We start from the raw sequence: 22,099 nt of genomic DNA, 5'->3' as shown, positions 1-22,099 counted from the left end.
GGCTCGACCGACACACCGCCGATCACCAGGAAGAATCCTCCGCGCAGCCAACCACATGATCAACCCCCGAAGGACTTCCGACGTTGACCACTTAGCTTGGCGTTTATCCTCGGCGGGCTTCGTGTTCCTTGATGGTCTCGGCGCGTTTGACGGTCTTGCCGACGTCGTGGCGCTTGGCGCGGTGTTTGTTCTTCGAGCCGGGCGGCCGCCCGGGGCCGGGGCGGGACGGTTTCGGTGCGGCTGCCGGACGGGCCGCGGTCGGTCGGAGGTTGCGAAACCCGCGGCGGACGCGGGCGGGGGTGAGGCGTCGTGGTTCGGTGCGGCGTTCCCAGGGGCGGCGGAGGTCTTCGGCGAGAGGTCGGGCGAGGCGGAGCTGGGTGTGGGCGGCGATGACGAGCCAGGTCCACAGGTCGGCGGTGTCCGCGTGGCGGACCTTCGGGGCGGTCCAGCCGAGCGTCTGCTTCATCAGCCGGAAGGTGTGCTCCAGGTCGAAGCGGCGGAGGAACGACTGCCACCAGCGGTCGACATCCGTGCCGGTGGCGCCGGTCGCCGAACACCACAGCCAGACCGGTTTCGGGTCGCGGTCGCCAGGCAGGCGCTCGACCTTCAGCCGGATCAACGTGCCGTGGAGGATGGGAAGTTCCTCCTTGGTGTGCTTCAGCCAGGGGCCGCGGTGGGTGAGTCGGGGGTGCATCCGGTCCCAGCCATCGCCTCGGCCTTGCCGTAGCGGGTGGTGTCCGTAGTTGTGGTGACCTCGGGCTGGTGCCAGCTCTCGGGCTTGCTGAAGGTGAGTACGCCGCCGTGTCGGCGCGGGCGGCCGCCCTTGGGCCCGGAACACGCGGGGCCCGGGTCACGGAGCATGACGCGGTCCGAGTGCAGACGCCCGACCAGCACCACCGGCAGATCCCCCAGGGCGTGGGAGAGGTAGGTGACGTCGTAGCCGGAGTCCATCACGATCAGGATCTCGGGATCGCCCGGATTCCAGTGCCCGGCCTGCATCAACCGCCCGACAACATCGCGTAGTTTGGTGGCGGTGACAGCGGTCGCGTCGTCCGCGGGGCCCAGGCGCACGGCGTCCAGCATCGCCACCCAGGAGGTGCGGCCCGCTTCCAGAGCGGCAACGAAGGAGTACGGCCAGCCTGGCACGAACTGGTCCGTCTTGCGGTCACCGCGTCCGTAGACGTGGCAGAACAGCTTCTCGTCGCTGGTCGGGGCATCGGGGCGGAGCCAGTTGGACACGTCCACGGCCAGCACGATCCGCCCGTCGGCCGCCCTTGGCAGCGGCAGGCCGGCCAGGGTCCGGCGCAACCGCGTCGGCTCCAGCCAGCCCCGATCCAAAGCGGCGTACAGGGCTCCGTGCCCACGCCGGTGCTCGGCCGCCAGCGACAACTCGACCAGCGTCTTCACCGGCCCGTCCGCACACAGCACCGCGTCGGTGAGCTCGAAGAGCGCATCGGCACGGGCGTAGAGGCATTCGTAGAACTCGACCCGAAAGCGGGACAACACGTCCAACGCCTGGCCTGTCGGCGCATCGGCAGACAGACTCATACACAGCGGCCGTTCTCTTGTACTTCGTGACTCGACATCTCGAAGCGTGGAGAACGGCCGCCTCCGCTGTCCCGGAAAGAACCGCAGGTCAGCAGGTCGGGTGACCTGCGACGTTAAACGTCAAGCTTAGAGACCGCGCGGATAGGCGCGGTTGGGGATACCGGCAACAGAACGGGCACAGGTCCCGGTGATCATGGAGTTGTCTACGCTCTGTGATCACATGGAGGGCCTGTGCCCGCGCTGCCATCATGGCTGACCGAACCGCTCTGGGACCAATTCGCTGCGCTGCTGCCCGAGAGGCCGGAGTACCACCCATGCTCGGCCACCACGATCCGATGCCGCCGCGACGAGTGGATACGACTCGGCGTCTTCGCCCAGCTCAAGCAGATCGCGCTCGACTCCTACGACCGGATCGTTGGTCTCGTTCTCAACCAGATCGCGGTCGACGGCTCCATCACCAAGGCCCCCGGAGGCGGCGAAGCCGCCGGACGTTCACCGGTCGACCGCGGCAAACAGGGCCTCAAACGCTCGGGCATGACGGACGGGTACGGCATTCCACTGGGGCGTGTCCTGGCCGGTGCCAACCGCCACGACTCCCCGTTGCTCGCACCGACCCTGGACCGCCTGGACGACCTCGGACCGTTACCCGACGACATCACCGTGCACCTGGACGCCGGCTACGACTCGGACAAGACCCGCGCACTGCTCAGCGAACGCGGCCTGCACGGACGCATCGCGCGCAAGGGCGCGAAGGCGCCCATCCAGGCCAGTCAGCGTTGACATGTCGAACGCACCCACGCCTGGCAGAACGCCTTCCACCGGCTCGCCCGCTGCTACGAGCGGCGCACCACCGTCATCGACGCATTCTTCGACCTCGCCGACACGATCATCACCGTGCGTAGTCTGATCCGGCAGGCATGGACGACCCACCGCTGGGACGAACGCCCGAACCACCGACCATGACCGCATCCCTATCCGCACGGCCTCCTACAGGGGCCGCGAGTTCGTTGTCAGTGCACGGTGTTACTTTCTGTGACATGACCGATCACGCGCTATGGCTGCTGCGGCAGGACCGCCGCCTGGCCGAACTGGCCGCCTTCCCCTTCGGCTTCGACCTGGACCGCGCCGCCCACGGCCATGTCGAGGAGGTCCGCCTCGCCTCGGGTGGGCCGCTGGAGACAGTAGCCGGGGACGATACCGGCGGTACGTACTTCGTGTGCGCGGACGGCTCGGTGCTCTACGCCGACTCGGAGGGCGCCGCGGGGATCATCGGCTCCAGTGTCGACGAGGCCCTTGAGCTCGTGATCGGCCTGCCCGGCTGGCGCGGCTACACACGTCTGTCCTCGGACGACAGCGAGGAGAAGATCCTGGCGTGCGTCGCGGAGACCGAGGACGAGATCCGTGAGCACTACGGAATCGACGACGAGCGTGCCGAGCTCCGGGCGGCGCTGGGCTTCCCGAATCGCTCCCCGGTCGAGCTGGTGGGCAGGCTGCGTGCCGCGCTGCTGCGCACCGAGCCGGAGTTCGTACTGCTCAATGCGGATGAGGGGTGTGCGTACGACCGGATAGGCCCGGCCGGTCCCCCGCTGTGGGAGCCGGTGCTCGCGGCGGGCCGCGCCGATCTCGCCCGGTTGCGGGAGGGCGACTGCACGGCATGGCGTGAAGCCGCCGAGGACCCGGTGCGGCGCCGGATCACCCTGCGGGCCGCGCAGTTCGACCGCGCCGAGGGCGATCTGGAGCTGCTGCGGCATCTGCTGCGGCACGAGACGCGGTCGTCGATGACGGACGAACTGCGGCTCGCGGCCGTGCTGGTGGGGCTGGCCGGGGACACCGGAGATCTGCCGCTGCTGCTTGAGGTCCGGAAGACGGACTTCGACACGGCGTGCGGCTTGAGCGAAATACCGGAACCGGGTGCAAGCGCGGACGAGTTGCAACAGTGGGCGCGGGAGCTCGACGAGTCGATGTTCGGGACGGACCCGTCGGACGAGCCGGTCTCCACATGGACCGACCTGGCGCGGGACCAGGGGATGACGGACCTCGCGCGGGTGACGCTGATCCGCGAACTCGACAGCATCTTCATGGACCAGAGCAGACTCCGCCGCCCCGAGGTGCCCCGCAGCCTGGCCACGGATCCGCTGGACTGGCTCGCCCGGGACTTCGAGGAACTCGGCGACCTTCCCCAGGCGCTGCGCGCCCAGCGCCTGTACGCCGCCCTTCAGGAGACGGCATGGGACCGGGCCTCGGCCGGGTACACCCTGGCCCGCCTCGAGCGGGAGGCGGGCCGGTTGCCGCAGGCGGCGGACAGCCTGGCCGCCGTGCGCGACGCCCTGGCCACCCCGGGCGACGACTCACTGCTCCACTGGCAGCGGGTCAACCTCGGCCGCTTCATCGCCGAGGAGCACTACCGGCTCACCCTCGCCCTGGCCGACGCGGGCCGCCCCGAGGAGACCCGTGCCCTCCTCGCGGCCGCCGACGCCGTATTCGGCGAGCTCTCGGGGAACGCCGCGAACGGCGTCCGCGAGCTCGCCGAGCGGACCGCTGCGAGAGTGCGGGAGGTCAACTGAGGACGGGCATGGCGGGCGGGCGGTCCGCCAGGAAGCCGTGTGCGCGGCAGACCAGGTAGTCGGCCTGTTCCGGCAGCAGGATCACGCCTCCCTGCTGTGCACCGCTGAGCGTGGCGTTCCACCGCCCGTCCTCCAAATACCCGGCCTTGAGCATCTACCGGATCAGCCGCAGAAATCATCCATCGTGGATTCTCTCCTCCAGACTTGCGAGCAGCACCTCGTGATCCAGGCTGCCGAAGCAGTCTCCCCGCCCGCTGCTACGAGCGGCGCACCACCGTCATCAAGGCATCCTTCGACCTCGCCGACGTGATCATCACCGTGCGTAGTCTGATCCGGCAGGCATCGACGACTCACCGCTGGGACGAACGCCCGAACCACCGACCATGACCGGATCCCTATCCGCGCGGCCTCTAAGCCGCAGACTGCCGAAAGTCTCAGGTGATCTGGTCCGGGATTGTCTGGTTGTGGACGAAGGGTGTGATTGCCGCAGCGGTGAGCGGAGAGGACAAGTACGCTCCGAAGGTGTGGAAGTCGATGCGGCCAATTGGAGTGTCGGCGTGTTGGTCAACGGGGAATCGGTCGCCGAGTCGACGGGGGATGGCCACCAGGTCACCTGTATCAGCGAGGTTCACCCAGTAGCGGACCCCGGCAGGCCGGGCACCCCGTTCGGCGATGGGTGCAGGCACGAGGTGATCGAAAATCCCGCCGGGCAGGCCAAGGGGAGAGCCCAGGGTTACGAAGCAGTCCACGTTCAGTTCCGGGTAAGCATGGAGGGCTTCGTACGCGACGACAGAGCCGAGGGAGTGCGCCAGCACCACACGAGGGCGTACCCGTCGGATCGACTCCGCCACGGCGGATCGGGCGGCAGCCCGTACCTGTGGAACATGGAGGTAGCGGTGGACCTCCCCTGCCAGTTGGACGGCGAGCCGGATGACCGTCCCGATGGGGACGTTGCGGCGTCGGGAAACCCAGGACAGAACCTGCCGCAGTGGTGCAGTAATCAGTCCCTGCCGTTCCTGGAGCGTGGGTGCGCCTAGGGCCAGCGCCCAGGCGATGACAATGGACTGTTCTCGTTCATCAAGGGCGAGCGCATCCGGCACGACAGTCTGCCGCTCTGCGGCGCGGGTGTGGTGAGCGTAGTACGCGACGTGCAGGGCAGGGAGTGGGCGGGCGTCCAGTCCGGCGGCCGAGAACCCCTGCTGAAGTTTGAGTTGCCACTGCCCTGCCAGTTCGATGGCCGACCGTTCCGGTGAGCGGCCGCTCAGGTGGTTGCCTATGCCGTGCACTGCGACGATCGTCACTGCTCTGGTCCTTCCTTCGAGTGGCAATGAACGGAGTACGCCGGGAACCGCCACGGGCCGCCGGTGGTCACGCCATCGACCCGGCTGATCTCGTACCAGTGCGCCTCCAGCCGTACGACCTCAAATCCGTCGTGCGCCAGTACGTCGACGAGAGCCTCGTGAAGTACGGCCATTGTCGCAGTGACGGGGCGGTCGTAGACCAGGCCGAAGGAGGGCGGCAGTCCTCCCTCCCATTCATCAACGCTGTACAACTCCCATCCATCTGCCCGGGCATCGCCACATAGCAGTTCGCCCGGTAGCCAAGCCAGGACGTGCGAGACATGGACGGCCGGCCGTGTCGGGCGGAGCGCCGGCGTGACTGTGGAGCAGGTCCAGCCGAGGGCTGTGACATGGCCGGCCTTGCTGCCTACCAGCACGCCGCCCTCGTAGGGAGCGATCGTGTGGACTTGATCTGGTACTGGGGTCGGAGATCCGAGTGGATCGCCGGATTCGGCATCCCACGCCTGGACCTCCGTCTCGCTGACAGCGGCCAAGAGCACCGGCCTGCCGTTCACTTGGCTGACAGCCATCACCCGCGGGCCAGCCACGGGGACGGAGCCCACGAGCGAGGCCGTCGCAAGGTCCCAGATCCCCACCTGGTCGTCGTCCGACGATTGCTCGGCGGCGAACAGGCGCCCGCCTTGCATCGTGATCGCTCCGATCCGGTCCAGTGTGATCGTTTGCCGCAGGGTGCTGTCAGCCAGGGACCAGAGACAGACCTTGCGTTCGTTGTGGACGCTGATCAGGAGAGACTCGCCGTCGATATCGCCCGCGACCAACTCCGTGACCGATCCCTCGACGCCGGCGAGGACGTGAGAGAACGACTCCTTCCTCGTGTCCCACACATGGATATCGCCGTCGGTGTTGCCTACAAAAGCCCACACCGAATCGCCGTGCGGCATAGCGGCCAACGCGGTGGGCTGGGTGGGCAGGTGGACTGTCGATTCTAGGACATCCTCACGGATGTTCCAGGTGTCGAGCTCGTTCTCCGTGGTCACCGCGACGACGTAGGACGCATCGCCGGCTGTCACGGTAGTGGCATGGCTGAGCTCGCCCAGGTCGGTCAGTTCGTGACACTCCGCGCCGCTGCTCAGGGCCCAGGCTTTGATCTCGCCAGACGCGAGTTCGGCGCTGAGGGTAAGCTCCGAACCGCCGAGCCGGATGGTGCCGAGGATTGTGGCGGGGCACCAGCGGTTCTGGCCGTGACCGGATCGTGGGCAGACGTCGAGGTCCCACACCCGCATGTTGCCGTCGCGATGGGCAGTCAGCGCCAGCCAATAGCGGTCGACGCGGCGGACGTCCCCTAGCGTCAGCCCCCTGTCCTCCGGTCCTGTGACGACCTGGACGGTCTCACCGTTCACCCGGACCGCGTACATGCCAGGGGTGTAGGCGACAAGGGAGAACAGCGGGGCCGACGCGCCGGTGCGCTGGATCCGCACGGCTTGGAGGCCGCCGACCGATGTGAGGCATACGGGCTGCCCGTCCAGTTTGCGCAGCACCCTCGGTTTGTCATCTTGAGGTTTGGCGCAAATGTAGTGGATTGCGAGGGAACCGTCTTCGGACTCCACTCCGAGCAACGAGCAGATGGCAGTGTCCCCGGCATCGACGGTGTCGAGGGTCTTGCCGAATGACTCACCCAGCAGGCCGATCCGGTTGATGTCGCCATTGACCCGACCAACTACAAGGACGGTTTCCTCTCCGGTGCCGACGACCGCCAGGGCGGAGACCATCGCGCCGTCGAGGTGCACGTCGGCAACGATCGCACCCGTTGCGAGATCATGTAACCGGAGAGCGTTCTGGTCAGTCACCAAGGCAACGACCATCCGCTCCTCCAGACCCACGATCACCATCTGCGTGATGGCATCCTTGTCCGTCCGGAGGGCCGAGGAATACCGGAGCACCGGGCCGGTGCGGCCCGGCGTGATGTCCCACGCTTGGAGGGAGCCGTCGGTGCCGCCTAACACAGCGAGGGGCCGTCGATTGACAACTCCCAGGGCAAGGGCTGACACCGTGGTGCCCAACTTGTCCTTGCTGATGACATGCAGCAGGGATTCCTCAGACATGCCCGTACTCCAGCGCGTGCAGAGCACAGCCTGTTCGTCCTGGAGATGGCGCGCCAGTCCGGTCGCCCGGTAGGTCACAAGGCTCTGCTGAAGCCTTGCACGCCGTGTCTCTAGCAATCCGTCCTGGCCGAAGAGGCCGCCACGACCGAACGCCTTCTGGTACGCGGCTCCGGCCCGCCGCGCTGTGGGGGCTTTCGCCCTGTGAACCGCTCCCCAAACGCTGTTGTGGTCGGCGCGGACCAGGTACTCCGGGTCCAGGAACAACTGGTCGACTGCAGCTCCGCCCGGCACAGCGACGGCATGCTCCATGAGATGTCGCATCAGATACGGTGCGGCGAGGTCCCACCGAGGTCCCTGAGCGGTCCACCATCCAGGGACGGTCGAGAGTAGCTCGTGGAAGAGGGCGTCGGCGAACCCGTCGAGTTCGGTTCCAACTTCACGGAAGTGTTCGGTGATTGCCTCGTGGAAGAACCGGTAGAGCTGACGTCCGTCCGTGTCGATATTCGTCCGCAGATAAAAGCGGATGATAGCCAGCTTCTCGCGTGCCTCACCTGGGGCCAGAGGGGGAAATTCCTGCCCCGTAGCCCTGGCCACAGCGGTGGCCGCTGCGGCCACAAGCTCCAGCGGCATGCCCTGGCCCCGTGCTTGTGCCAGCCCCACCATCAAATGCCGCATCCACGGGTCGCTGTCCAAGGTGGCCTGCAGGTGCAGTTCGAGCAGGTCCGGCAGGCTCTGCGGTAGCCGGGCGACCGCCTCGGCAGGACTCAGGGGTATCCCGGTCCGCAGGAAGTCGGCGAAGAGTGCTGCGACGAGGAAGGTGCTGCGATCGCGGCTGTGGGCGATCGCGCCGGCAACTGAATGGGCTACGGACTCACGAAGGACCTGGTCGCTGTAACCGGGTGTGCTGTACAGGATGTCTGCGATGTAGGTCGTGAGGTCGTTCGCGAGTTCCTCGATGCTGGAAGAGATGTCCAGGTTGAGCACCATCCTGCGGGCGCCGATCCTCTCGCGGAACCCGTGCTCGTCCGTTTGTGGCGGCCGCATTCCCACGAGTGCCCGGAACGCGGGGCGGCCGTCAGAGCGGAGCGTACGCAGGAGGTCAGGTAGCAGATCGCCGACGATACGGTCACTCTCCAATGCCTCGTCAACGGCATCGAGGATGAGCATCACCGGTTCCGGCAGGTTCAGGGCGATGCGTTTGAGCTCGTCTAGAGCTTGTCCACTGCTAGCGGCGGCCGGCTCCGCATCCTCAGGAGTCAGTTGAACCACCATCGAAGCGATTACCTCGTCCACGCCTCGGTGCCGGGCATGGACCGCGACAAGCGTCGGGTACCGACGCTCTGGGCGGTACTGAGCAGGAATGCGGCCAACCAGCACGGTACTCAGCTCGGCAAGTTGGTAGTGCGACAGGAAGACCGTCACCCCCAGAAGCGCCGACTTTCCGGCCCCAGGGCTTCCGGTGACCAACAGCAGGGGGTCGTCGCTCGCCAACCAGGATCGAATCAGGGCTAGCTCACGTGTCCGACCGGTGAACAGGCAACCCGTCATCGCAGCGGCTTCGTCCAGACGGCCGGACGCCCGGGTGAGGAAGTGCACTGGGTCAAGGCCGGGGTCGAACTCCGCCGCTAGTTCCCGAACTGCAAACCGGAGCCGGCTTCGAAGCCGCTGCCAGCCATCGGTGCTGAAGGCTGGGTTGGCGAAGAATTCCGGCACCGGCAGCGAGGCGGCGCGGCGCGGAGAGTGCATCACGGTCTGCGGATACCCCCCACCGAGGCGGATCAGCTCCCGCGCGATCTCGTCGGCGACAGCCTCCACCGGTACGTGGGACAGAGCCGGAGAGATGTCCCAGTGCCCCAAGCGGAGACGCTCCAGCGCTTGGGCCGTAGCCTTGGTGAACTGTGCGTCGAAAGCGCTCTCGTCCGCCGTGCAGGCAGCAATCACCCAGGTCCTTCGCTCCCCCTCGGGAACGTCCTGGAACAGCTGGTAGTCCGTCGCTGCCCCTGCACCGCAAACATCGAGCAGCAGTAGGACGGGAGACTGGTCGAAGCCGTGCTCGACCTCATTCAGCCATCGGCCGACGTCGATCGCTGACTCCGGGAGGTCGATCGGACGGCTGTCCCCCGTGGCCAGGTACAAGACCCGGCCACGGGGGACCCCGTGACCGGCAAAATGAACGATACGTGGCCGCTCTGCCGAATCGTGCCGCAGTTTCCGCCAGCTCTCCTCAACGCTGCCCCGGTCCGCGTCGATCACCGGGCCACTGACACTCAGTCCATCGAAACGCGAGAGCACCGCAGCGAGTTCACGCACCTGCGGTTCAACCGACGGCAGCGGAGCCAGCCCCTCCGACGTGGGGCTCCATTCGCCGTCGACCGCGTTCTCAAAGGCCCCAACCCCGAGCAGAAGTGCTCGAATCATCATCCCCCCGTGCCCGTACGCTTCAGTCTCCAGACTATCGGGACCGAGGCTGGTCACCCCCTCGCGACTAGATTCACTGTCAGAGAAGGAGAAATGGCTGGGTTTACTGTCTAATGCCTCGATTGGATGACAAAGGGTACTTGTTGTTGCTTTAGGCGGCTAAAAGTACCTCCTATTGATCCGAAACGCTTTGGGTTCAGGCTCGTTGACGGTGTGTGAGTGATCTGGTGGGGGATGCGCGGGCCTGGTCGCCGGACGCGCAGGAGGCCGTGCGGTTGCTGGCAGTGTCCGCGCTGGTGGAGGGCCGGGACCGGGTAGAGGTTGCCGCCCTGTTCAAGGTGTCGGTCAGGGCCGTGGACAACTGGTGGGCGAAGTGGCAGGCCGGCGGGCGGGGCGCACTGCTCTCCCGCGCGCGGGGTCGTCGCGTGGGTGAGCATCAGGTCCTGTCGGAGGCCGAGCAGGCCGCCGTGCGGCAGGCTGTGCTCGATCACATCCCCTCCGACCTGGGGCATTCGGGTCAACTGTGGACCCGGGGGCAGATAGGCGAGCTGATCTTCAAGCTGTACCGGGTCCGCTTTACCGAGCCCGGGGTGGGCAAGTACCTCAAGCGTTGGGGACTGACCTTCCAGCGTCCGGACAAGCGGGCGGTCGAGCAGGATCCGGAAGCCGTCCGCCTCTGGCACGAGGAGACCTGGCCGGCGATCCGGGCCAGGGCGAAGGCGGAGAACGCCGAGGTTCTCTTCGGCGACCAGGTCGGGATCCGCTCGGACCAGGTCACCGGCCGCACCTGGGGTGCCAAGGGCACGACTCCCATCGTCCGCCGGACTGGGAACCGGTTCTCCGTGAACGCAATGTCCGCGATCAGCACCCGCGGCCGGATGCACTTCATGGTCTTCACCGAGTCGTTCGACGCGAAGGTCATGTGCCGCTTCCTCGCCCGGCTCGTCGGGCACTTCGACCGGAAGATCCACCTGATCGTCGACCGGCATTCGGCCCACCGCTCGAAGACCGTCCGGGCCTGGCTCGCCGGCCACAAGGACCAGATCGAGCTGCACTTCCTGCCTTCGTACTCACCCGAGCTGAACCCCGACGAGCTGGTCAACGCCGACCTCAAACGCAGCCTGCCCCACACCCACCGGGCCAGGAACCAGACCGAACTCGCCGCCGAAACCCGCAGGTTCTTCCATAGACGCCAGCGTCAACCACACATCGTCCGCGGCTACTTCGGCGGCCCGCACGTCCGCTACGTCCTGGACGAGAACCCTTTGAGTTTCTGATCAATAACTGGCATGACCTGCCACTGGCCATGAAGGTAACGCCCAGTTGCGAAGGATCAGCGCGTAGCGGTCAGTTTGTGCCGTAGAGGGCAGCAGCTATCGCGGCTCGCATCTCGGTGGCACTTCCATATCGCTCCTGTGGATCACGCTCAAGGGCCCGCATGATGATCACCTGATACGCGGGCGGCAGCCCTGGGCGGATCTGCCCTGGGGGCGTTGCCACCTCGTACATCTGGCGCGACATCACTTCGAAGGCGCTGCTGGCAGGGAACGGCACCTGGCCAGTACACAGTTCGTAGAACACGACCCCTGCTCCGTAGATGTCGACGGAAGTGGTGGGGAGTTGGCCGCGGATGCTTTCGGGCGCCATGTAGTTGGCTGTACCCACAATGGTCCCGTTGCCCTGATGCAGGGGTCCTCGCCCTTCCTCCGCGATGACGTGAGAGAGCCCGAAGTCGAGGATCTTGACCTTGCCATTCGGCGTCAGCATGATGTTGGCTGGCTTGACGTCGCAGTGAACTACCCCAACCTGGTGGGCGGCCTCCAACCCGGATAGTGCGTCGTGAACGGCTTCTGCCGCTTCGTCGGGCGACAGTGGCCTGTCCTCATTGAGCGCGGTTGACAGGTCGATGCCCGGGACGAGCTCCATCACGAAGAACCGCCCGGTCTTGCCCTCGACCACGTCGTGGATCGCCGCCACGTTCGGGTGACTCAGCCCGGCCGCGACCCGCACTTCGTTCCAGAAGACCTGCCCTTCGATGGGTTCTTCTTGCCCATGTAGCTGGATCGATTTCAATGCGACCTGTCGGTCCAGGAGACGGTCATAAGCCACATGCACGGTTCCCATGCCTCCCCTCCCGATGGGGTGGAGCACCTCGTAGCGCTCGCCGACCGGGGTCGGCTCCACATAGCGTCGGGCAGCGGTTCTAGCGCTTCGGGCATCCGCCGACCGCAGGAGCAGTCGGCTGGCCAGCGCCTGTAGATGTGTCCCAGGAGCGGGCCGCGAGGCAGCTGCGGGGGTAGGTGGCCGGAACTTATGGTTGCGGGCGATGACCAGGGTGCCGGAGGTGTCGGTGCCTGTGCGGTCAGGTGTGGGGCGGCCCTGGGCAGCCAAGGCTGTTTTGACGTGAGCGTAGGCGGCGTCGATGCTGATTTCTGCTGGCCCGCCCGCGATGCCATGGGTGAGGACCTGGAGTAGTTCACCGGTGAAGGCGGTGTAGGTCTCGCCGATCGGTGCGAGTGCGGGTAGGTCGTGGCGGGCGGAGCTGATGACCACTGCTCCCCTGGTCGCCACTTGCCCCCGTAGAGCGTCTGCCGCGTCGGCCATCAGCCCGTGAGCTTGCCCGCTGAAGCAGCTGTCGAGGATCACCACCCGGCGTTCCGCCCGGGTTTGGATCAGCACGGACTTCAGCCATGCGTATGGCAGGCAGGTCCACGGCTCGTCTTGCCGCGAGCCGGTGACCGAGACCGAGTACCGCAACTCGTCGTCGAGATGGCCGTGTCCGCTGTAGTAGACGAGCAGGGTGTCGGTGGCTTCGGCGGCTGCCCGTCGCACGGGGTCGATGAATTCGAATGACTGGCTGGGGTCGGTGACGACGGTGCAGTGCTCCGACGGCAGGCCCCAGCCTGGTGCTGAGGTGAAGAAGTCGGCGAGTGCTGCAAGGTTGTTCCGGATGGCCGGGAGAGGCGGCAGGTGGTCGTAGTCCGCGACACCGATGAGGACCACCCGCGAGGATTCCGGGCGGGGGAGCGGCATCTGGCGGCTACTCGCTCTCCAGTGCCCGGACGATCCGAGCAACGTCGGCTGGGTCACCGGAATCCACCGTCACCCGTACGTCGTCGCGCTCGATGGTAACGACCGGCGTCGACGGCCGGGTCCGGCGCCAGGAAGAAATCGCCAGCGCCAGGCCGGCCGTCGAAAAGCCGGACTGAGTGACCAACGCGATGACTTCGAGGGCCCCTCCCATCTGGTCCTCGGCAGGCTGCGCAGACTGGAGGACGATGGTTGCCCCAGTCCTGGTCGTCGTGTCCTGGCGGAGCCACTGCGTGAGTTGACGCAAGTCTCGTCCAGGTGAGTCCCCATTCACGGAAATGCGGTACTCCGGCATGCCCAGGCCCCTCCCCCTCAGTCCCCGTCTGTTACGGGTGCGGACTGGCGATCCATGATAGAGCTGCCGGACTTGGGGCCGAGGCGGGGCATGGTGCAGCTGCGTCTGGAGCGTCGTGACCAGCATCGGTTACCACGGCAAGTGGACTGTTCAGGTCCGCTCAGGGTAGGGCAACGTCGAGGACGAGTTCGGCGCGCAGGGCTTCCTGGGGAGTGCTGTGTCCTGCGATGGGCAGGCGGCGGGCCTGCTCTCGGAGACCTTCGAGGAGGTACGAGAAAACTGCGCGAGCCTCGTGGGCGCCGACTCGTCGTCCCTCTAGCAGCAGTGTCCACAGCCTGTGCGCGCTGGGCCGGCTTCGACATCGGCGTCGTGGACGATCGCGCATGCCGTTGCCGCTCGCGGTCGTCCTCCACGTCAATGTCATCGGTAGTCATGATCTGAGGATGGCGTCCCAACTGCTCGGTGTAGGCGGCCCTTGCTGGATCTTTGCTGTCCGCGTCGGCGGGCGAAGGCTGCTTTGAGGCTGATCCCTTGGAGTGGACACCCTGACAATGGGGATGTCCAGGTGGGACGCCAGTCTCCGTACCCGGAGGAGTTCCGGAGGGACGCCGTCGCGTTGTATCGCGCGGGCGGCGGCAAGCGCACGTACGCGGCCGTGGCCGCCGAGCTCGGGATCACCGGGGAGACACTGCGCACATGGGTCCGCAAGGACACTGGGGCGAACGGGTCGGCCGTCCGGGGCGGGAGTGGCCCGGAGAGTCAGGCTGATGAGCTGGCCCGGCTGCGGGCCGAGAACGCCAGGCTGCTGAAGGCTGAGAAGGAGTGGCAGTCGGAGCGCGAGATCCTGCGCAGGGCGGCCGCGTATTTTGCCAGGGAGGTGAAGTGAGGACCCGCCGCTGGGACTTCATCTCCGACCACCGCGCCGACTTCGGCGTCAAGCGGCTGTGCCGGGTCCTGGGGGTCTCCCGCTCCGGCTACTACCGGCACCAGGCCACCGAAGAGGGCCGCGTCGAACGCCAGGCCCGCGAGGCGGCTGCAGTCGCCGAGATCCGTGCCATTCACGCCGAGCACCGAGGTGCTTACGGCGCCCCGCGCGTCCACGCCGAGCTGAGGGCCCGGGGACGGAAGATCAACCGCAAACGCGTGGCACGGCTGATGCGCATCCACCACATCGTCGGGCGCCACCTGCGCCGCACCAGGCGGACGACGATCGCGGACAAGACGGCCCCGCTGGCCCCGGACCTGATGATGCGCGACTTCGCCGCCGACACGCTGAACACGAAGTGGTGCGGCGACATCACCTACATACCCGTCGGTTCGACGTGGCTGTATCTGGCCACGGTGATCGACATCTGCTCGCGCCGGGTCGTGGGCTGGTCGATCGCCGACCACATGCGTGCGTCCCTGGTCATCGACGCCATCGAGATGGCCGTGGCCGCCCGCGGTGGCCAGGTGAACGGCGTAATTTTCCACACGGACAGGGGAGCCCAATATGTGAGCCGGGCCTTCGCCGATGTCTGCCGGCGGCACGGCATCCGCCGCAGCATGGGACGCGTCGGGTCCAGCTATGACAATGCCCTCGCCGAGTCGTTCTTCCAGGGCCTCAAGCGGGAGCTGCTGCACGGACGGCGCTGGATGTCGAAGGCGCAGGCCCGCCTGGAACTGTTCCGCTGGATGTCGTACTACAACCGACGCCGTCGGCACTCCGCACTCGGCTACCTCACACCGGTCGAGTTCGAACAACGTCTGATCGCATCACATACTCTGTCACTTGCCGCATGAAACCCGGTGTCCACTCCCGGGGATCAACCTCAGTCCCCTTGGCGGTTAGCGAGTTGTGGGAAGGCTTGGAGGAGGGATCGACGGCTGCCGAACAACTCGGGGCGGTTCCCGCGAGCGGGCTTGCTCGGAGTGGACACCGCCAAGGCGGCAGGGCGGGCCCACATCCGCTACTTCTGGAAGCAGGGCAGGTGCTTAGAAGGGACTGGGCCACAGCAGCGCGCCCAGGCCGCTGACCAGGGGCTTCGATTCTCTCCTGAGCGCTGCCTCGGAGCTTTCCTCGCGTATTCACCGGAGGGCTTGATTCCGGCTGCTGGTGAAGCATGTCCCATCTGGTTTCTGAATCATCGCGTCTCAGATCGCGACTCAGCTTCCAAACGCAGAAGAGACCACCACGCAGGGCGGTGGTCTCTTCCCGACTGCATCAGCAGCCGTCAACGTCATGGCTCGCGACGATGACCCCGGATGCCGCTCAGTCGGGCAGCGGACCGCCCCAGGCGCGTTCGGTCAGCTCGCCCCACACCCCCGGCGCGACCGTCCGCGGATCGACGGCTTCACCGGGCGCGGACGTCGTGTACGTACCGTTGGGCTGCTCGGAACGGTCGTAGTCCTTCACCCAGAACACCCGGCGGACGAATCTGCCGGGCGTGTCCCCGCTCGGGGCATCCGACTTGAGTACGGAGTAGCCCACCCGTCGGCCCGTTCCGTGCCATGCCACCGGCTTCTGCCGGGTCGTGGACAAGCGGGCTACTGTCTGACGGACGTAGTCGAAGCCGCCCACGTCCTCGGTCCAGACGATCTGTTCCTCGTGCTCCAAAGCTGCACGATCCTTCGACAAGGCCCCTCCTGAGCTAGACACGGTTGCCCCGCCTGGCACCCTCCCCATGCGCTGTGCCCCGCATGCCTGCCTCACCAGTCCGACACCGCCATGAGGTCCGAGAAGGCCGCTGCTTCTTGTTGCGCAGGGTCTTGCCGGGGATCTCGGGGAGCTGCGTTTTGGCCGGTCTGGCCGGTGTTCATGAGCGGCTGAGCGGTCGTCATTGGTCGACGTTGGCCACTATCGAGCGACCTCGGACGGCCCAGGGACGGCCCAGGAAACGGCCCGGCGGCCCGTTCGGCGGTCTACGAACTGATGGGCAACTCTCTTGCTCGCTGGCGTGCTTGGGCTCGTAGCTCCTTCAGGCGGCTGTGGAACGCGTTGTGGCGGTTCTGGTCGAGGTTCAGCGGGAGGTCGAGTTGGGAGATGAGCTGTGACTCCAGGTCCCATGGTTCGCTCTGCTCCATCCAGCACACCCGCGCGTTGTCCGCCATCCACTGGCTCAGGGTGACTTCGCCAGCCTTGCCGAAGGTCATCCGCTTGCCGCTGCCCACGCGGCGCAGCTCGAGTCCGAGCAGGCAACCGAGGGTGAGCCGCAGCGTCGAGCCGGCCGCGTTGCCCCGGTAGTGGTAGCGCACCCGCTTACGCAGGTTCTGGGTACTGGTCCGGTTCGCCATGTACCGCGGGGCTATCCCGACGTATAGCAGGCGCCCGGCGTCTAGGTCCGGGTGGGGCGGCTGCTTGAAGTGCCACCCGTAGACACCTGCGGCCGCCGGGACAGGGCTCGGACGAACTAAGACCTCCTGCGCCGCCCACAACTGATCGGGGCTGACGAGAGCGGAAGCTTCCACGACACCTCCAGGTGCGCGCGACGGCTGATCGCCGCAGGCTACTGGTCGCAGCTGGCAGAACGTCCCTCGCCTACGTAGCTGCGCGACATCCGTTTGGGAGGGTGGAGCGTTGCCTTGCTGCCTGCACTTCATATGGCCATCGCCGGTCGGGTACATGGGGCCGCCGCAGTAGCAGAACAGGATGCGGCTGGTCGCCAGGCATTGGATGACGGTCCTGATAGCCACGTAGCTCTCTATCCCTCGCGTGATGGTGGAGTCCCGCCCGGACCCCGGCCGCCGCCGGCCTCGGGTATGGGCGGGAGTAAGACCCGCTCGCGGCTTACCGACGCGATCTGTAGCCGCGAGCGGGAGATCAGGGACGACCGCTCGCCGCCGATTCAGGGGGCCACGACGTGCCGGGGCGGTCCCACGACGGCCGGTGGTACGGGTCGTAGTGGGCGCCCGTATGCCCAGGCTCCCGCGTGCACCGGGCGTACGTCTCCGGGTGCACGTCCCAGCAGTAGCAGGGGATGATGTCTGACGCCTCGTCCCTCACTGGCGTGCGTCCCGCCATGCGCGGGTAAGGCGTACCGCGGTCGGGCAGGGGGCGAGGCGGCAGGACGCGCACCCGTAGGTGTGGCCGAGGAGCATGAGGTACTCGGCGTCGGGAGTCGATGTCTGGCTCGTGGCAGAGGTGATCACCGCGCCGCTCCTCGGCAAGGGCTGGCCGCGTCTTCGAGCGCGGCCTGTAGAGCTGCGGCCTCCGTCGTCCACGCCTCGGCGGTCGGGCAGACGCGCCAGTGAGGGCCTGGGCCCTGGGTGCGCCTGTCTGGAGGGACGACCAGATGGGCATCCTCGGCAAGCACGCGGGTACCGGCCACGTCCCACTCGGCGGTGGTACCCGGCGGGACGAACCAGTACAGGGCGGCCGCGAGGGGGTCTTCGAGGACGGCTCCGGACCGGCTGCCGAGAATGGCGAGTGCGTCGAGGCCAACGCTGCGGGGCACGCGGATCGCGGCCCATGTTTGGCCGGCCCTTTCGAGGCGGCAAGCTCTGATGGTCCGGATGCTTGGTGGGGGCATGGTGGCAGCTCCTCAGGGGCACCGTGCTGGGTAGTGCGCCAAGACTGGCCCTCACCAGGGCGTGTATCGAGGACTTCCAGAGGTCTTTTCGCGGCACCAAAGAGGACTTTCATGCCGTCGTACGGGTGACGACTGGCTTCTGAAAGGGCCTGCGGTGAAACTGACTTGAGAGCCCGTCACGGAGGTCCGCATGTCGCAGCCCGCAAGCAATGTTCGTCTCCGATCGGCCCGTCATGCCGCGGGCTACCGCTCCCAGCAGGAGCTGGCCACTGCCCTCGGGGTCGGCGTCCGGCAGGTCCGACGCTGGGAGTCGGAGAATCCGCCGTGGCCGCATCCGGACCTTCAGCAGGCTCTCACCGAACTGCTCGGGCAGGACATGGAATCGCTCGGGTTCACCCCTCCGGTTGGTCGCGACCGGCCCGACCTTGTACGGCGCTCGCTGGTCGGTGCGTCCGTGGCCGCTGTCGGGCTGGCCGCTGTGCCGACGCAGGCCGCAGCCGTCATGCAGCCTGCGTCCGTTGCGACGGACTTCGAGGCGGTCACCCGGTCGCACCGACGCCTGTACTGGTCGGTTGCCCCCGCGACCATCCATCCTGCGGCCGTCGCCCACGCCACTCTCGGGTGTGCGCTGCTGACCGAGACGGCGGGGCAGACCCGTCGTACCGTCGCCGCAGCGCTGGCCGAGACCTACCTGCTGGCTGGGCGCATTGAGTTCTTCGATCTTCGCGACGCCGACCAGGCTGGGCGGACGTTGCTACTTGCGCTCCAGGCCGCCGGGCAGGCAGACGATCCGCTGCTCGGTAGCGCGATCCTCGCGCACTCCGCGTTCATCCCCGGGTGGGCGGGCGATCGGGACGCAGCAGTGGAGCGGATGGTGGCCGCCCGAACTTACGCACGTCGCGCCCCCGCTTCCGCTGACCTGTTGGCCTGGCTCGACGCCGTCGAGGCCGAGTGTGAAACCCGATGCGGGAACGTGCGGACGGCCCTGCACCTGATCGGGCACGCCGAGGACGTCCTGGCGGCAGGCACCGGGCACACAAGTCCGGCCTGGCTCGACTGGTTCACTGATGTCCGACTCGCCGCGTTCAAGGGGAACACCCAGCTGAAAGCGGGGCACCTGCCGCAGGCGCGCACCACGCTCCTCGGGGTACTCGACGACCTGCCCCGTACCGAGGACAAGCAACGCACCGTGATCTACGGCGACCTTGCCGCGGTAGAAGCCGCTGCTGGGAACTCGGAGGCAGCGTGCGAGTACGCGTGTCGGGCGCTCGATCAGCTGAAAGTCACCTGGTACGCGATGGGCATGGACCGGGTCCGGGAAGTACGCCGCGCCCTGGCCCCACACCAACACGACCAGTGCGTGCGGGACCTGGACGAGCGGCTATACGGGTGGTCGACGACGGTCAGTGCTCTCGCTCGTTGAACTTCGTGACGGCCTCAGGGAGATCGGCAAGCGACTCGATACGGAACGTCGGTAGGTCGCGCGCTTCTGCGGTGTTCCACTGGATGGTTCCCCACGGCCCGCGGCGAATGAGTGCGGTCCGCATTCCGGCGGCGACAGCCGGTCGCAGGTCGTTGTCGACACGGTCGCCGACGTACAGGATCTCGCCAGGCTCATGCGGGACGACCTCGGCGACGCGGACGAAGAACGCGGGGTCGGGTTTGCTGGCGCCCCAGTCGTCTGACGTGCCGATGAGGTCGACGGTGGATGTGAAAAGGCCCCGCAGGATGCGGCCGGCCCGAACCGTCTGGTTCCCGGCGATTCCGAGCCATAGCCCGTCGGCCCGGAGCTGTGCAAGGGCCGGGCGGACGTCCGGGTAAAGGTCGGTCTCGTCGAAGGTCTCGGGCTGGCCGGCGGCTGCGCGGGCTTCACGCTGCTCGTAGAGGTCAAAGCCCGGCTGAAACTCTTGAAAGACCTCGCGGTAGTCCCGCCCCTGGGCGATCACGGCGCCGAACATGGAGGCGAACGTATGCCGCGGCACGCCGAGCCAGTCGGCCCAGGTGCCATACTCGCGGGTCTCGTCCACCAGGCACTCACCGACATCGAACACCACTGCGCGAATCATGGCCTGATCCTAAAGGCGTCGCGGACCACGCTTCTTCACTGCTGGCCCTTCCTTGCGGGAACGGCCCATCCGCCAGGTCATCAGGGCACCGACGACGGGTCTGTCAATCGAACGGTGTATCAAAACTCCTCCCAGGCGTTCTCCCAGAGTCTGACGATCGCCGGATACTTCCTGCCCCACGTGTCGGCGAGCTCGGCGAATCGTTCGAGTGCGGCCTCCTCGGTCGGCGCCGTATAGACCGGCTTGAGAGTCCTGGCGATCTTGTCCCAGTCCTGGCGGGCGGCATATTGGAAGGAGTTCCGCAGCAGGTGGACCACGCAGGTCTGCACGATCGTCCTCGGCCAGACGGTCTCGACCGCGTCGGGCAGGCCCTTCAGCCCGTCGCAGACGAGCATGAGGACGTCGTTGACGCCGCGGTTCTTGATCTCGGTGAGGATGTGCATCCAGTGCTTGGCGCCCTCGCCGCCGTCCCCGGCCCACAAGCCGAGGATCTCGCGCCGGCCCTCGACGGTGACGGCCAGGGCCACGTAGATCGGCCTGTTGGCAACGGCACCGTCGCGGATCTTCACGTGGATGGCGTCGATGAACACCACCGGATAGACCAGGTCGAGCGGGCGGTTCTGCCTTTCGGCCATGCCCTCGAGGACCTTGTCGGTGATCGTGGAGATCGTCTGGCGCGAGACGTCGGCACCATAGACCTCCGCGAGGTGGGCCTGGACCTCGCCCGTGGTCAGGCCCTTCGCCGACAGGGAGATGACCATCTCGTCCACCCCGGACAGGCGCTTCTGCCGCTTCTTGACGATCTTCGGCTCGAACGACCCGTCCCGGTCGCGAGGGACGGATATCTCCACCGGACCGACGTCCGTCAGCACGGTCTTCGCCCGGGTTCCGTTGCGGGAGTTCCCGCCGTTCTTCCCTGCCGGATCGTGCTTGTCATAGCCGAGATGGTCGGTGATCTCGCCCTCCAGGGCGGACTCCAACAGCCGCTTCGTCAGCTGCTGGAGCAGTCCGCCCTCGCCGGTCAGCTGCAGGCCCTCGGCCTGCGCCCGGGACACCAGCTCGTCGATCAGCCGGTCATCCACCACCCTTGCCGGCTGCGGCTCTACCGCCTCGCTTATCTGGGCCTCGGCCACGTTCTCAATGGTCATCGATGCATCCTCCGTGATCGGGAGTTACATCGAACGATTTACAGTCCCGGGAAGGACGCCACCGGATGATGCACAGCAATGGCGCTGCCGACAAGAATGACCGGAAAGGTCTGATCCTCGACTTCGCGGGAGTGCTCACGGCCAGCCCCATCGCTACTCATCGCGAGTGGTGCATATCGGAGTGCCTGGAGCCCGGGGCGTGGCGGGCGACGCTCAACGATCATCCGGAGGGGCGGCGACTGTACGCGGCGCTGGAGATCGGGGAGATCGGGCAGGCCGAATGGAACGAGGGGACAGCGGCGCTGCTGGGGGAGCACGTGGACCCCGTGAACCTGATGGGGCGGGCCTGGGCCGACGTTCCGCCGGCGCGTCGGATGGTCGCGCTTGCCCGTGCCGCGGGTGCCGCCGGGCACCGGCTCGCGCTGCTCTCCAACAGCTTCGGCCTCGATCCGTTCAACCCGTACGAGCACGTGGGCATCTGGGACCTCTTCGATGTTCACGTCGTGTCCGAGCTGGAGGGGCTGGCGAAGCCGGATCCGGCGATCTACCGGCTCGTACTGGAGCGCATCGGGTTGCCCGCCGAGCGGTGCGTCTTCGTGGACGATCACGCGGTGAACCTTCCGCCGGCCGCCGCGCTGGGGATCTCCACTGTCCATGTCACGGACGAGGACGCGGCCGTGGCCGAGCTTGAAACACTGCTCGGGGTCACAGCGGTTCTCGCCGCCTGAGGTCAACCTCCTTCCCAGGATCTCGCGGCCTCGGCCCCGGTGAGTGTCCGCCGCAGCTGGGGCTCGATGGTGCGGCCTCGGCCGGCGAGAGAGCGATTCCACCGTGTTGCGGAACCACTGCACATGGTGGTTCAGCAGGTGCTCGATGAGAACAGGTCCTTGGAAGAACATCTCGGTACGTTACTGCGTGAGATTTCATCAGGAGCGGTTGGCCAGCTATCCGTCGGCCACGGGGGAGACGAGTAGGAGCGATAAGTGCATGACTTCTTCTCGGTCGCGTCGCGCGGTTTTCGGAGCAGGCGCTTCAGCTGGACAGGAGGTGGTTGCACAG

Annotated in this window: 14 protein-coding genes and 5 pseudogenes; 7 read left to right on the top strand and 12 right to left on the bottom strand. The window is 66.9% G+C overall.

The window, feature by feature from the left end:
- Window positions 1–103 precede the first annotated feature (103 nt).
- Window positions 104–1,548, bottom strand: a pseudogene (locus tag ACFYY7_RS41090) (NF041680 family putative transposase).
- Window positions 1,549–1,779: 231 nt separating this feature from the next.
- On the opposite strand from ACFYY7_RS41090, the pseudogene ACFYY7_RS41085 reads away from it, so the two are divergent.
- Both ACFYY7_RS41085 and ACFYY7_RS41080 read left to right on the top strand, forming a co-directional pair.
- Window positions 1,780–2,511: pseudogene (locus tag ACFYY7_RS41085) on the top strand (IS5 family transposase).
- Window positions 2,512–2,585: 74 nt separating this feature from the next.
- The gene (locus ACFYY7_RS41080) at window positions 2,586–4,112 is read left to right on the top strand and encodes a hypothetical protein (protein ID WP_388670185.1); all 1,527 of its coding nucleotides are present in this window, start codon (window positions 2,586–2,588) and stop codon (window positions 4,110–4,112) included.
- Window positions 4,113–4,194: 82 nt separating this feature from the next.
- Here ACFYY7_RS41080 and ACFYY7_RS41075 read toward each other — a convergent pair.
- Window positions 4,195–4,356: pseudogene (locus ACFYY7_RS41075) on the bottom strand (RNA-directed DNA polymerase); the annotation flags it as partial.
- 5 nt (window positions 4,357–4,361) lie between these two features.
- Between ACFYY7_RS41075 and ACFYY7_RS41070 the strand changes: the two are divergent.
- Window positions 4,362–4,499 (top strand): annotated as a pseudogene (locus tag ACFYY7_RS41070) (IS5/IS1182 family transposase); the annotation flags it as partial.
- 47 nt (window positions 4,500–4,546) lie between these two features.
- On the opposite strand, the gene ACFYY7_RS41065 reads toward ACFYY7_RS41070, so the two are convergent.
- Both ACFYY7_RS41065 and ACFYY7_RS41060 read right to left on the bottom strand, forming a co-directional pair.
- The gene (locus ACFYY7_RS41065; RefSeq protein WP_388670182.1) at window positions 4,547–5,413 is read right to left on the bottom strand and encodes a serine peptidase; all 867 of its coding nucleotides are present in this window, start codon (window positions 5,411–5,413) and stop codon (window positions 4,547–4,549) included.
- Window positions 5,410–9,990: a hypothetical protein gene (locus ACFYY7_RS41060; RefSeq protein ID WP_388670179.1), complete on the bottom strand. Its 4,581-nt coding sequence runs from the start codon at window positions 9,988–9,990 to the stop codon at window positions 5,410–5,412. The genes ACFYY7_RS41065 and ACFYY7_RS41060 overlap by 4 nt, the downstream gene beginning before the upstream one ends.
- A gap of 158 nt (window positions 9,991–10,148) precedes the next feature.
- Between ACFYY7_RS41060 and ACFYY7_RS41055 the strand changes: the two genes are divergently transcribed.
- On the top strand, window positions 10,149–11,210 hold the full coding sequence (locus ACFYY7_RS41055) for an IS630 family transposase (RefSeq protein ID WP_388670176.1): 1,062 nt from the start codon (window positions 10,149–10,151) through the stop codon (window positions 11,208–11,210).
- A 70-nt stretch (window positions 11,211–11,280) separates the two neighbouring features.
- Here the strand turns inward: ACFYY7_RS41055 and ACFYY7_RS41050 are convergent, their stop codons facing one another.
- Together ACFYY7_RS41050 and ACFYY7_RS41045 are read right to left on the bottom strand one after the other, a co-directional pair.
- The gene (locus ACFYY7_RS41050) at window positions 11,281–12,966 is read right to left on the bottom strand and encodes a protein kinase (protein WP_388670173.1); all 1,686 of its coding nucleotides are present in this window, start codon (window positions 12,964–12,966) and stop codon (window positions 11,281–11,283) included.
- Window positions 12,967–12,973: 7 nt separating this feature from the next.
- Window positions 12,974–13,318: a hypothetical protein gene (locus ACFYY7_RS41045; protein ID WP_388670170.1), complete on the bottom strand. Its 345-nt coding sequence runs from the start codon at window positions 13,316–13,318 to the stop codon at window positions 12,974–12,976.
- 565 nt (window positions 13,319–13,883) lie between these two features.
- Here ACFYY7_RS41045 and ACFYY7_RS41040 point away from each other — a divergent pair.
- A protein-coding gene (locus ACFYY7_RS41040; protein ID WP_388670167.1) for an IS3 family transposase occupies window positions 13,884–15,100 on the top strand; the annotation gives its coding sequence in 2 pieces (ribosomal slippage) (window positions 13,884–14,136 and window positions 14,136–15,100; 1,218 coding nt in all).
- A 469-nt stretch (window positions 15,101–15,569) separates the two neighbouring features.
- Here the strand turns inward: ACFYY7_RS41040 and ACFYY7_RS41035 are convergent.
- The 4 genes from ACFYY7_RS41035 to ACFYY7_RS41020 all read right to left on the bottom strand — a co-directional run bounded on the left by ACFYY7_RS41035 (window position 15,570) and on the right by ACFYY7_RS41020 (window position 17,751).
- Entirely contained in the window at window positions 15,570–15,935 is a 366-nt protein-coding gene (locus tag ACFYY7_RS41035; RefSeq protein WP_388670164.1) for a DUF6009 family protein, read from the bottom strand.
- Window positions 15,936–16,219: 284 nt separating this feature from the next.
- Window positions 16,220–16,591 (bottom strand): GIY-YIG nuclease family protein, encoded by a 372-nt coding sequence (locus ACFYY7_RS41030; protein ID WP_388670161.1) that lies wholly within the window; start codon window positions 16,589–16,591, stop codon window positions 16,220–16,222.
- 705 nt (window positions 16,592–17,296) lie between these two features.
- Window positions 17,297–17,446, bottom strand: coding sequence for a hypothetical protein (locus tag ACFYY7_RS41025; protein WP_388670158.1), 150 nt, complete (start codon window positions 17,444–17,446; stop codon window positions 17,297–17,299).
- Window positions 17,443–17,751: a hypothetical protein gene (locus ACFYY7_RS41020; RefSeq protein ID WP_388670155.1), complete on the bottom strand. Its 309-nt coding sequence runs from the start codon at window positions 17,749–17,751 to the stop codon at window positions 17,443–17,445. The genes ACFYY7_RS41025 and ACFYY7_RS41020 overlap by 4 nt, the downstream gene beginning before the upstream one ends.
- 265 nt (window positions 17,752–18,016) lie before the next feature.
- On the opposite strand from ACFYY7_RS41020, the gene ACFYY7_RS41015 reads away from it, so the two are divergent.
- Window positions 18,017–19,249, top strand: coding sequence for a multiprotein-bridging factor 1 family protein (locus ACFYY7_RS41015; protein WP_388670152.1), 1,233 nt, complete (start codon window positions 18,017–18,019; stop codon window positions 19,247–19,249).
- Here the strand turns inward: ACFYY7_RS41015 and ACFYY7_RS41010 are convergent.
- Together ACFYY7_RS41010 and ACFYY7_RS41005 are read right to left on the bottom strand one after the other, a co-directional pair.
- Entirely contained in the window at window positions 19,230–19,892 is a 663-nt protein-coding gene (locus tag ACFYY7_RS41010) for an HAD family hydrolase (protein ID WP_388670149.1), read from the bottom strand. The two genes, ACFYY7_RS41015 and ACFYY7_RS41010, sit on opposite strands and share 20 nt — an antisense overlap.
- A gap of 125 nt (window positions 19,893–20,017) precedes the next feature.
- Window positions 20,018–21,040, bottom strand: a pseudogene (locus ACFYY7_RS41005) (IS256 family transposase); the annotation flags it as partial.
- 65 nt (window positions 21,041–21,105) lie between these two features.
- Between ACFYY7_RS41005 and ACFYY7_RS41000 the strand changes: the two are divergent.
- Complete coding sequence (locus tag ACFYY7_RS41000) at window positions 21,106–21,768, top strand: HAD-IA family hydrolase (RefSeq protein ID WP_388670146.1); 663 nt, start codon at window positions 21,106–21,108, stop codon at window positions 21,766–21,768.
- The last annotated feature ends 331 nt before the right edge of the window (window positions 21,769–22,099 follow it).

The sequence above is a fragment of the Streptomyces sp. NPDC001933 genome (assembly GCF_042890955.1).
Lineage (GTDB): Bacteria > Actinomycetota > Actinomycetes > Streptomycetales > Streptomycetaceae > Streptomyces.
The sequence above is the reverse complement of the archived record's forward strand: the minus strand, read 5'-3'. Positions and strand labels throughout refer to the sequence as shown.

Coding starts and splice junctions, on each gene's coding strand:
- ACFYY7_RS41015 (WP_388670152.1), top strand. CDS start 18,017: ATGTCGCAGCCCGCAAGCAATGTTCGTCTCCGATCGGCCCGTCATGCC.
- ACFYY7_RS41000 (WP_388670146.1), top strand. CDS start 21,106: ATGATGCACAGCAATGGCGCTGCCGACAAGAATGACCGGAAAGGTCTG.
- ACFYY7_RS41045 (WP_388670170.1), bottom strand. CDS start 13,318: ATGCCGGAGTACCGCATTTCCGTGAATGGGGACTCACCTGGACGAGAC.
- ACFYY7_RS41010 (WP_388670149.1), bottom strand. CDS start 19,892: ATGATTCGCGCAGTGGTGTTCGATGTCGGTGAGTGCCTGGTGGACGAG.
- ACFYY7_RS41050 (WP_388670173.1), bottom strand. CDS start 12,966: ATGCCGCTCCCCCGCCCGGAATCCTCGCGGGTGGTCCTCATCGGTGTC.
- ACFYY7_RS41030 (WP_388670161.1), bottom strand. CDS start 16,591: ATGGCGAACCGGACCAGTACCCAGAACCTGCGTAAGCGGGTGCGCTAC.
- ACFYY7_RS41080 (WP_388670185.1), top strand. CDS start 2,586: ATGACCGATCACGCGCTATGGCTGCTGCGGCAGGACCGCCGCCTGGCC.